Source organism: Pararcticibacter amylolyticus (assembly GCF_003130405.1).
Classification (GTDB): Bacteria; Bacteroidota; Bacteroidia; order Sphingobacteriales; family Sphingobacteriaceae; genus Arcticibacter; species Arcticibacter amylolyticus.
Genome location: NZ_QEAS01000007.1, coordinates 72,630 through 84,118, shown reverse-complemented (window position 1 = coordinate 84,118; position 11,489 = coordinate 72,630). Strand labels below are relative to the sequence as shown.

Below are 11,489 nucleotides of genomic sequence, written 5' to 3'. Positions count from 1 at the left end.
AGCCATTAGCTAATACTGCGGAATAAACGGCTTATTCTGCAGCACGTCTTCTATCCTTTTCATGACATCCTCCGTCAATAAAGGCAATACATCCAGAGCCGTCAGGTTTTCTTTTAATTGTTCAGCTTTTGAAGCACCTAAGATCACCGTGCTTACATTCGGGTTTCTAAGACACCAGGCAATAGCCAACTTAGGCATGCTCACCCCTAGTTCCTGGGCTATTGCAGTTACTTTCTTTGAAATTTCAATCTTTGTTTCAGCCAGGGTACGATTCTTCAGCCAGTCAAGTCCTTCCAGATGAAGGCGGGTGTCACCCGGATCAGCATTATTATATTTTCCGCTTAAAACTCCTGAATGCAGAGGAGACCAAATCGTAGTACCCAATCCATAGTCGCGGAACAGCAGCAAATACTCTTTCTCGAGTTTATTCCGTTCGATCATGTTATACTGGGGCTGTTCCATCGTCGGGCCGATCAAATGATTCTCCTTTGCAACTTTTATTGCTTCCATGATCTCTACCGCGCTCCATTCAGAAGTTCCCCAGTAAAGGATCTTTCCCTGCTGAAGCAGTGTGTTCATGGCCCACACGGTTTCCTCTATAGGGGTATTCACATCCGGACGGTGACAAAAATAAAAGTCGAGGTAATCAAGCTGAAATCTTTTCAAGGCAGCATGGCATCCCTCGATCACGTGTTTGCGGGAAAGGCCGACACGGTTTGGCCCTTTAGGCTCTGCCCCAAAAAACACTTTGCTCGATACCAGGTAAGATTCTCTGTCCCAGTTTTTGGCCTTAAGAATCTTTCCCATAACCTCTTCTGACTTGCCCCCGGCATAACCTTCAGCATTATCAAAAAAATTGATTCCGTTTTCGTAGGCAATAGTCATAAGGTCGCCGGCAACTTCATCAGAAATCTGCTTTCCAAATGTTAACCAGCTTCCAAGCGATAAAGCGCTCACCTGGACTCCAGCCTTTCCTAATCTTCTATATTCCATTTTTAAGAGTGATTAAAACCTGTTGAATTATATAAGCAACGAATAAAGGAAAACATCCGCCAAAAACAAACACCAAAATGTAAAAGATAAGAGAGTCCGGCTAATACTGAGGCCGGTTGAGGATCGCTTCCTTTATAATGGCGTCCCGCATGTCAAATTCATACACCTCCCCGTCTTCATGATGAAATGATTTGAACCCATGCTGATGGGGCTGATGAATGCTTCTGGAGAACAAGGTTTCTTGGGAAATATCCTCCAGATGAGAGATTTCCACACGCTTCATTGTACTGACCTTCTCCGGTTTTACAGTTTCCTGCTTCGACGGACGCTGATATAAAGGTTCCTGATACTCTCTTTTATAAGTTGGCTCATAAGGACGGTGCGGGTCAAATGTTTCCTTCACCAGCACCGGCTCCGGTTTCCTTTCTACTTTGGGAAGAGGAGAAACAGGCCGCTGATCGCGCCCCTGTTGCGACCAGGGAGAAGGCACAGGTGTTGGGGATTGCCTGCTGGCTTTTTTCGCCTGCGGTACATCCGGCTCGCCCTCAGCTCGCGGTTGCGAAGGGATTCTCTTTCTTGCTTTCTCCTGCTCTTTTTTAAAATTATTGTAGAACTGGAACAGCACCAGAGCAGCTCCGATAAGAAATGGCAAATATTCCTTCATTTTTTAAAGTTAGTATTTCTTTTAACAAATGAGAAAGAAGGCAGATTTAACGACAGGTAAATTGTTCACTGACGACATTTGGGTTCATAGGAAGAAGACAGGCATAACATTGCGTACCACGGTGGAACACTGTGGGGCGGGATCAACTGGGGGCACCGCAGTTTCCTGATCTTACTTCCCGTCAAGTATAATACTTCCTTCCTGCAAAATCAAACGCAGATTAGCCTGCTGTTTGCCGGGCACCGTCATATCCCTTATGTCTCAGAAAACGATTACTGCCGGGCACTTAATTGCCGCCGATAATCGCACAATGGTTCTGAAAAACTCTCTTAAATTTCCTTAATTTGCAAGATTATTTGGTTAATGAAAAGTAGTCCCCGGACAGGGATGGAGAATTTTAAATAAGGGATGCAATTAACGAGGCTGGAGATTAAAGGCTTTAAAAGCTTTGGTGATAAGATTACAATTAATTTTAATGAGGGTGTTACGGCTATAGCCGGACCGAATGGCTGTGGGAAGTCGAATGTTGTCGACGCAATCCGCTGGGTTTTGGGAGAACAGAGCACAAAAATGCTCCGTTCGGAAAAAATGGAGAATATTATTTTCAATGGAACCAAAACACGTAAACCAGCCCAGCTGGCCGAAGTATCGTTGACATTCGATAATACTAAAAATATCCTTCCCACGGAATTTGCACAGGTAACGATTACCCGGAAATTGTACAGGAGCGGCGAAAGCGAGTACAGGCTCAACGATGTACAATGCAGGCTGAAAGACATCACCGACCTTTTCCTGGATACAGGGGTAGGCTCCGACTCTTATTCCATCATCGAACTGAAGATGATTGACGAGATCATTGCCAACAAGGAAGGTTCCAGAAGGACCCTGTTTGAAGAGTCTTCGGGCATCTCAAAATACAAGCTGCGGAAAAAACAAACATTTAATAAACTGAAGGATACAGAAGCCGACCTTAGCCGGGTGGAAGACCTTCTGTTTGAAATCGAGAAAAATCTTAAAACGCTCGAAAACCAGGCAAAAAAGGCAGAACGTTATTACCGGCTAAAGGAACAGTACCAGGCTTTGAGTGTAAAGCTTGCCTCTTTCAGGATTGCGGGCTTCCGCGATTCACTGGAAAAACTGGATGAACAGGAGCAGCAGCACAGCCTGGAAAAAGCAAATATCACCGCGGAGATCGATAAACTTGAAGCTGCTTTACAGCAACTTAAGTCGGAAAATATCACGAAAGAGAAGAACCTCTCTGCCCAGCAAAAGGCAGCCAATGAGTTCACGTCTAAGATCAGGGCTTATGAAAGTGAGAAAAAGATCAAGAATGAACAGCTCCGCTTTCTCCAGGATAAAGAAAAACGTCTTAGCGAGGAACTTGACCGTGACAAGAACCAGCTGAATCACATTCTTTACAATATCAAGCGTCTGAATGAAGAACATCTTCAGGAAAGTGAAAAGCTTAATACTATCAGTTCCGGCCTCGCCGAACGGAAAGAAGAACTCGACGAACTGAGATTGCAGCAGCAATCTTCCAAAACAGCACTTGACAGCTTTGTTAAGCAGAATAATGAGCTTCAGAACCAGGTATACAAGGTTGAGAAGGACCTTACGGTCCTGAATATCCAAAAAGATGCACTCTACCAGGAAAGCCGCCGCAACATTGCCGACACAGAATCGAAAGAAACAGAGTTGGGTGAGTTTAATAAGGCGATAGATGAACTTGACAACAAGCTTAATCTCAAAAAAGGAGAGCTGGAATCAGCTCAGTTGTTTGAAGACGACCTGGAGCTTCAGATAAAATCAGCAGAGGAGCTTCTTGCCCGTTACAAGGAACAGCTGTCATCGGAAAGCCGGAAACTGGATGCAAAACAGAACGAATATAATCTAACAAAGTCACTTGTTGACAATCTGGAAGGCTTTCCCGAATCTATACGGTTCCTGAAAAAAAATACAGGATGGGCCCGTCAGGCCCCTCTCCTTTCGGATATTCTCTTTTGTAAAGAAGAATACAGGATCGCCATTGAGAATTACCTGGAACCGGTAATGAACCACTATGTGGTCGAAACGCAGGCAGAAGCCGTTCAGGCCATCAGGTTGCTCAGTGATTCTTCAAAAGGAAGAGCCAACTTTTTCATCCTTGAAGCGATCAATTCGCTTCCTGAATCATCGGTGCTCGATATGGTGGAAAGTAATCTTATTCCTGCCCTGAATATTATCGAGGTAGATCCTAAATACAGCAGACTTTGCCGTCACCTGCTGAGGAATGTCTTTATTCTGATGTCGGGTGAAGAAGAGGAACTGGGAAGCAACCTTCCCGACAGAGGGATTGTAGTCTTAAGTGGCAGCGGCAAATTCACAAAAAGTAAGATCACTATGGCCGGAGGCTCCGTAGGTCTGTTTGAAGGAAAACGAATAGGGCGGGCCAAGAATCTTGAAAACCTTGCAAAGGAGATCCGCTCGCTCGAAAACTCCATCAGTGGCTTAAAAACATCCATCGACCGGGAAAACCAGAAGGCGGGTACGCTGAAAGCTTCCTCTAAAAAAGAAGAATTACGCGTTTTACAACAGGACGTGAACAGGCTGAATAACGAAATGATTTCCCTGAAGACACGCCAGGAACAATACGTCACTTTCATCAGGAACAGCCAGAACAGGAAAGAGGATATCGAGCAAAAGATCGGGTCAATCAATGAAGAACTGGCAAAGGCTGAGCCGGAGCTGAACCTGCTGAAAGAGAAGAAGCAGGAAATGAGCAATGATCTGACAGATAAACAGCAGGCCTACAATGAACTGGCTGAGCTTGTCACAGAAAAAGCCAGCACCTGGAACCAGGAAAATATCCGCTTTCACCAGCAGCAAAATAAGGTATCCGGTATTGAGAAAGATCTTGATTATAGGGATAGCCAGCAGCAGAACCTCGATTCGCGCATAGCTGCCAACAGCACCGAACTGGAGAAAACAAAGTCGGAAATCAACGATACACTCCAGCATGTAGATCATTCGGACGAAGATCTCCTCGCAATGTATACCCAGAAAGAGGAGTTTGAGAACGGAGTGAGAGAAGCGGAACAGGAATACTATAAATCGCGCGGGCTGATCACAGAAACAGAAAATAGTATCTCAACACTGAGACGGCGAAAAGAGCAGGCTGAGGTGATAGGCAATGAGTTGAAGGATAAAAAAACCAGCCTGAGACTTGAACTGAATGCATTAAAAGAAAGATTATCGGTAGAATTTTCTATTGATATCGCAGACCTGCTGGAAAACGAAGTTCCACAGGATGAGAACGAAGACGACCTCAAAGAAAAAACTGATAAGCTTAAAAAACAGCTCGATGAATTTGGAGCGGTTAATTCCATGGCAATGGAGGCATATCAGGAAATGAACCAGCGGTATACCTTTATTCAGAGTCAGAAAAAGGATCTTCTGGAAGCTAAAGCTTCCCTTATGGAAACAATCAGGGAGATAGATGACAGTGCTAAGAGCAAGTTCATGGATTCATTCCTGAAGGTAAGAGAAAACTTTATAAGAGTGTTCCGTTCGCTCTTTAACGAAGAGGACAGTTGTGACCTGATCCTCTCAGACCCGGACAATCCGCTTGAATCTGATATCGATATTATTGCCCGGCCTAAAGGGAAACGGCCTTTATCGATCAACCAGCTATCGGGAGGGGAAAAGACGCTGACTGCCACTGCCCTGCTCTTCTCTTTGTATCTCTTAAAACCGGCGCCGTTCTGTATATTTGATGAAGTGGATGCACCTCTTGATGATACGAATATTGACAAGTTCAATAATATCATCCGCACATTTTCCTCTGAATCACAGTTTATCGTGGTATCCCACAATAAAAAAACCATCGCCAGTACCGATATCGTATATGGTGTAACGATGGTGGAACAGGGTATTTCGAGGGTTGTAGCGGTGGATTTGAGAGAGTATCCGATAGCATCTTAGAGATTATGATTTTGGATATCCGATTGCAGACTTCTGCGGGTAAGTACTTTTGCTGGCTGTTCCTGCTACTGATTACTGCCTTTGAAGGCCGGTCGCAGACACAGCTACTGAAAGATGTTAAGGAATTATCCTCTGATAGTTATCAGGGAAGAAAAACAGGAACAGAAGGCAACAGGAAGGCCGCGGGGTACATTATTTCGAGATTCAGAGCAATCGGACTGAAAGGATATCATGACGCATATAAGCAGGGATTTACCCTAAAGGACCGTGGAAAGAAGTTTAGCGGAACCAACCTGGTGGGATATATTCCGGGAAAGAAGAATGATGTCATCGTGATCTCGGCACATTACGATCATTTGGGAATCGTAGGCGGAAAGATCTATAATGGAGCCGATGACGATGCTTCGGGCGTTGGTGGCTTGCTCCATCTGGCGGCCTATTTTGCCGCTAATAAACCGGAGCACACCCTGATATTCGCTGCTTTCGATGCGGAAGAGATGGGGCTGAAGGGCTCTGCGTACTTTGTAGCCAATCCTCCTGTACCCTTAAGCTCCATCCGGCTAAATATCAATCTGGACATGATCTCACATAATGACAAGGGAGAGCTATATGTTTGCGGGACATATCACTATCCCGAGCTAAAGGATTATCTTTTAATCCCGGATCCGAAGATTAAATTGCTCCCGGGACACGATAACCCTAAAAATGGAACCAAAGATGACTGGACATTCCAGGGAGATCACGGAATGTTTCATAAAGCGAAGATCCCTTTCCTTTATTTCGGGGTGGAAGATCATAAAGACTATCATCAGCCAACTGATGACTTTGCTAACATTAATAAAGAATTTTATGCCAATGCCGTGAATACTATCCTGACTGTTGTAAAGAACTACGACCAGGGTCTGACCAAACAACAGTTGTTCAGGAACAAAAGGGTAATGAGATAAGCTATTTTTGGGCTACTTTGCGCGGAAACGGTCTTCAATCATACCTTTAAATTCCCGGTTGGGCAGTGCTTTCTTTGCCGATTCTAATTCTTCCAGTTTCTCATCAGAGGAAGAGACAGAGGAGCCTTTAGAAGACGATACCCCCACAGGCATACTTCCGTTCTTCAGGTAAGAATAGGCCAGGTAAAGCGACTCTTCGCGAAGATCTCCAAGCAAATAACGAGTATCGTCTGCCGCGTTTATATTCGGATCTAAGCCATTATAGTAACCACCACTATCTTCTGAGTTCCTGGATTCAAAAGAGGCCAGATATACATCATATTTATCAATCCTTATCGGGAAAAACCCTACTGGCTTACCATACGTCCGCTGGCCAATTATTTTGGCATCTTTAAAATAGGGCTTCAAACTATTAATAACAAGCTCGCTGGCAGAAGCGGTATTACCGGTAACAATGAATACGATATTACCGATCGCATTAAGATTTCCCTGCTTGGCGAATTTATAGGTATTGCGGACAACGGAATAGCTCTGATCTGCATACGTGACGATACGGCCTCCTTGAGTAACGATCTTATCGTTGTCATCACGCAAAGGAAGCTTCGACAAGATCTTTGCTTGCCCCTTCTGCATCAGTTCGTTGTAATGTTCCGTAAACATCGTACTTCCGTTAATAGAGGTGGGAGCGATCAGGTTCAGCAGGTATTGAGCTGTACTTACATACCCGCCTCCATTGTAACGCAGATCCAATATGAGGTCTGTGACGCCCGCCGAAGCAAATTTATCAAACACCGAGGCAAGAGCCGCTTTAGAGTCGGCCTCATTTGAGAACCTTGCATAGGCAAGATATCCTATCTTTTTTGCACCAGCCTGGTAAACTGAGTCTTTATAAATCGGGCTGCTCTGGTAGGGAATTCCTGTTAATGTCACACTAAATGAAGTCCCGGATCTTTTAGTCCCCTTCAATGATACCAGGGAACCCGAAGTATAGAAAGCATTGTATAAGGTACTTTGATCAGCATTGAAGTTTTTTCCAACTGTGATGTTGTTGATGCTCGTAATAACATCCCCCCGACTCATCCCGGCTTTCTCAGCTGGAGAATTAGGATAGACAGCCTGAACGCGTACATTGTAATCAGATTGGTTTCCATAGTAGCCCACCTGCAAACCAATATCATTCCCGTGGCCTTCCAGGTCGACAGAACTTTTAGCTGGATTTACAGAGGCTATCGGATTGGCATCATTGGTATTAAAAACATAGCTGTATTTAGGCTCGCCGGGATCATCTTTGTTATATTCAAACGAAAGTCCGGTAGAGGTATTGACCGCATATTTTGTCAACGCAAGAAGTTCGCGGTTTAAGCCCTCCTCCATATCGCTGCCCACGTAGCTTCGCGGACTAAAAGCGTCGTACGAAGGAAGCGAAGTATTCCAAAAATAGACTTCTTTGGCAAAGAGGAATAACGAATCTGCTGTTAATTCCGAGCGTGATCCTGAAGCTTTGGGTTCTTCGTGCTTGTCTTTCTTACATGAAGAAAAAATAAGCAGGGAACTGATCATCACAGCTGACAAACCCCACACTTCCTTTCTCACAAATCCTGTGATGTTCATAATTTTTTACCTGTTACTATTTTTATTTAGTTTACTCTTTAATCCTCTTAAATAAGTACATATCCTTGTTGCCCCTGGCATCCAGAGCCTTGTTAATCGAAATACCGGAGGCAACTCCTGATGCTTTCGACGAAGACGAGGTTTTTGTTGTGGAAGCCGGCTTAAAGCTGCCGTTCTGCGCATAATACAAAGCCTGTTCGAGGCAATCTTCGTCTTCATCTCCCCAATCCTTTGTCAGGTCATCTCCTTCGAGGCCACCCGTGCTAACCGGTATACCCGAATAATACTCCCCTTGGTTATTCGCGTTCAGAGTTTCAAAGGAAACAGCATACAAGTCTGCATCAAAAATGGTGATAGGAAAAAATCCCACAGGCTTTCCGTAAGTTCTGCCCTCACCAATCACCTTAATATCCGAAATATAAGGCTTTAAGTTATTGATCAATAGTTCACTTGCAGATGCGGTTCCTTCTGTTACGATAAAGTAAACCTTGTTTAAAGCCAGGGATCCGTTTGTCGATATCATGACGCTGGCAAAAGCTTTTTTCCACGATTCAGAGGTTTGCGTGTAGGAAGTGAGGGTTTTGTTTAGCCGGTATGAATACATGACCTTCCCATTAGCTGATACGGGCGCCAGCAGATCGGTCAGATATTCTGCAGTTTCTACTGATCCCCCGCCATTGTATCTCAGATCCACCACCATCTCGCTCACCCCTGCATTTCTGAATGAGGCAAATGCCGCATCTATCTTATTTTTGGTTAATGTTGGGACACCTAGATTCGATATGGAAACAAAACTATTGAATACAATATAGCCGATCTTCTTTCCCGCGCGTTCATAAACATTGCTGTACAAAACCGGGTTAATACTATAGGTAGTACTATTAAGAGTTTTGTCAACTTGTGTGCCGTCGGGCTTCTGAAGGGTTAGAGTGATAGACTTTGCACTCAGCGCGTCGAGAATAAATTTAAAGTTCTGCGACTTCATAGTATTATAGTCAATTGCAGCGTTGCCGTTGACCTTTACTATTCTCCAGCTTCTCCGGATGCCGGCATTCCATGCGGGTGATCCCTCATATACCAGTTTCACTCTTAAATCTGCTGGATCCGACTCATAACGAATATCAAACCCGAAATCTCCTAATACTCCATCCTGGATTTCTCCGGCTACCGTTCCTTCCCGGTCCAGGAAGCTGTAATGATCAACAGGCTGACCGTCTGATCCCTTTTTATATTGTTTTAAAGCAGTGAGAACATCTTCTGCCGTGCTATAATTCTGCGGATAGAACTTGGCTGGCAGTGCATCCTGCCACAGATACACTTCCTGGGTATACAGGTAAACCGAATCTTTAAGAAGCGTTTCCTGGTCAATCTCATCTTTATGGCTGTTCTTTTTACAACCCGCAAAAACCACAGGAACTATAAAAAGAAGAAAAAGGAGCTTTAAAAATGGTTGATTTGTATCAATACACATCTGTTATTTTATTTAATAAAAACTAAGTCAAGGTAGCTTATTTTCAGACTCTAACAAAATCGATGCCTGCATTTTGGGCAAAAATTTCGTCCAACTGGCTTACTCCTGCTACCAACACGTCTCCTGTTTCCAGATTATGACTGCTCAGAATATTACTTAATACGTCGGGAGAGGGTTTAGGGTTCACCTCATCTGCAAAATATACTCTCAGATATTTTTCGAGCCCGTGCCAGTCAATATGTTTGATCTTATTTAACTGCTGCACCGGATCGCCTGCCGTTACAATAAAGATTTCCTTCCTGTCAACTACAATGTCCTGAAGCAGCTTTAATATATCTTCAAAAAGCAAAAGCTTTAACGGAAGCTTTGCCTGCCTGTGCAGCCTGTCAAAATTCTCCCTGTATTTCTTATCAATCCCGAAAGCTTCAGCAGCCTTATCAAAAATGAGATGGGAACCGGCATGCTCATATGCCTTTTTAAAGAATTCTGTTAAATCTTTAGCGGCAGGATAGGTTTCTGTATATTCCAGAAAGTTGGCAAAAAGATAGTACACCTGGAGCAGATAATCACGCTCCGGGTAAAGAACATTGTCGAGCTCAAAAACAAAGGCTTTCTTAGAAGGATCTAAATCTGAGTATAATAACATTAGCTAGTTGTAAAAATGGAGACATGCGAGTCGGTACCTTCTTCGTTCACCAAAAAAACGCCATAATCGGCACCTTCGGGAAGAGACAAATGACCGGTTCCGGGGTCTTTGATCACAATTGTGCCGGGACCGCTCTTCATTTCCAGTTTTGCAAGCAGAACAAGCGGTGGGACCATCACATCAATTTCATATTCTGAAAATAAGGTACGAGCCTCTGCCAAAGCTCTCACTTCTGCCGGACGCAAGGCGAAGATCCGGTGTATTCCGAGATCCAGGCATGCCGTAAGAAGCTCGTGCGCGAAAGTACCGGAGTCCCCCGAAGGGATCTTCATGAACTTTTTATTTTTAAGCATAAAAGCCGGAAGATCGAAAGAATCTGCCAGAGTCACATTATTTTCCAAACCCAGTAACCCGAGGAGCTGATAAGCCTGGGCGGTAGAAGCCGCAGTAATAAGAATATTCACTTTATGTTCCGCTAATTATTAACCCGTCTTTCATAATCACTTTCCTGTCGGCCATCTCGGCCAGATGCTCGTTATGGGTTACGATAATAAAGGTCTGTAAAAACTTATCCCGCAACTCCGTGAACAACACATGAAGGCTCCTGGCGTTTTCCGAATCAAGATTTCCCGAAGGCTCATCTGCCATGATAATGGAAGGTTGATTTATGAGTGCCCTGGCAACGGCAACCCTTTGCTGTTCTCCCCCGGACAACTCAGACGGTTTGTGCTCTGCCCGGTGTTCTAGCCCCAGCATGCCCAATAACTCTCTCCCCAGAACTTCCGAATCCTTTTTCCCTTTTCCCGATATGAAAGCTGGTATACAGACATTTTCCAGTGCTGTAAATTCAGGCAGTAAATGATGGAACTGAAAAATAAAACCTATCTCCTGGTTACGGAAAGCGCTCAGTCTTGCCGCGGATAAAGAAGAGATCCTGGTACCGTTTATGACTACGTCTCCCCTGTCCTGTTTATCAAGGGTTCCGAGAATATGAAGAAGGGTGCTCTTCCCGGCACCGGAAGCCCCCAGTATCGTTACAATCTCTCCTTTTTTCACCTCAAGATCAACGCCCTTCAGTATTTCCAGTTGTCCGTAAGCTTTATGAATTTCTTTCGCCTGAAGCATGACGCGAAAGTAAGGAATTTAATTAGCTATCGCTAATTGGGTGTATGTTGGGTATTGGGATGTTGGATGTTG

At 44.3% G+C, this 11,489-nt stretch carries 9 protein-coding genes; 2 read left to right on the top strand and 7 right to left on the bottom strand.

Annotation, left to right across the window (positions count from 1 at the left end; translation table 11 throughout):
- Positions 1–9 precede the first annotated feature (9 nt).
- Together DDR33_RS09750 and DDR33_RS09745 are read right to left on the bottom strand one after the other, a co-directional pair.
- Positions 10–993 carry a potassium channel beta subunit family protein gene (locus DDR33_RS09750; RefSeq protein WP_109415593.1) on the bottom strand — a complete coding sequence of 328 codons (984 nt, stop codon included), beginning with the start codon at positions 991–993 and terminating at the stop codon, positions 10–12.
- Positions 994–1,093: 100 nt separating this feature from the next.
- Complete coding sequence (locus tag DDR33_RS09745; RefSeq protein ID WP_109415592.1) at positions 1,094–1,657, bottom strand: hypothetical protein; 564 nt, start codon at positions 1,655–1,657, stop codon at positions 1,094–1,096.
- A gap of 408 nt (positions 1,658–2,065) precedes the next feature.
- On the opposite strand from DDR33_RS09745, the gene smc reads away from it, so the two are divergent.
- Together smc and DDR33_RS09735 are read left to right on the top strand one after the other, a co-directional pair.
- Entirely contained in the window at positions 2,066–5,617 is a 3,552-nt protein-coding gene (gene smc, locus DDR33_RS09740) for a chromosome segregation protein SMC (protein ID WP_109415591.1), read from the top strand.
- 11 nt (positions 5,618–5,628) lie between these two features.
- Positions 5,629–6,564 (top strand): M28 family peptidase, encoded by a 936-nt coding sequence (locus tag DDR33_RS09735; RefSeq protein ID WP_202913704.1) that lies wholly within the window; start codon positions 5,629–5,631, stop codon positions 6,562–6,564.
- 12 nt (positions 6,565–6,576) lie between these two features.
- On the opposite strand, the gene DDR33_RS09730 is transcribed toward DDR33_RS09735, so the two are convergent.
- From DDR33_RS09730 to DDR33_RS09710, 5 genes are read right to left on the bottom strand one after another with little or no spacing between them, the layout of a single operon-like run.
- Positions 6,577–8,175 (bottom strand): S41 family peptidase, encoded by a 1,599-nt coding sequence (locus DDR33_RS09730; protein ID WP_109415589.1) that lies wholly within the window; start codon positions 8,173–8,175, stop codon positions 6,577–6,579.
- Positions 8,176–8,206: 31 nt separating this feature from the next.
- Positions 8,207–9,646: a S41 family peptidase gene (locus tag DDR33_RS09725; RefSeq protein WP_109415588.1), complete on the bottom strand. Its 1,440-nt coding sequence runs from the start codon at positions 9,644–9,646 to the stop codon at positions 8,207–8,209.
- Between the two features lie 43 nt (positions 9,647–9,689).
- On the bottom strand, positions 9,690–10,292 hold the full coding sequence (locus DDR33_RS09720) for an HAD hydrolase-like protein (protein WP_109415587.1): 603 nt from the start codon (positions 10,290–10,292) through the stop codon (positions 9,690–9,692).
- Positions 10,292–10,756: a hypothetical protein gene (locus tag DDR33_RS09715; RefSeq protein WP_109415586.1), complete on the bottom strand. Its 465-nt coding sequence runs from the start codon at positions 10,754–10,756 to the stop codon at positions 10,292–10,294. The genes DDR33_RS09720 and DDR33_RS09715 overlap by 1 nt, the downstream gene beginning before the upstream one ends.
- 1 nt (position 10,757) lies before the next feature.
- Positions 10,758–11,417, bottom strand: coding sequence for an ABC transporter ATP-binding protein (locus tag DDR33_RS09710; protein ID WP_109415585.1), 660 nt, complete (start codon positions 11,415–11,417; stop codon positions 10,758–10,760).
- Between the last annotated feature and the right edge of the window lie 72 nt (positions 11,418–11,489).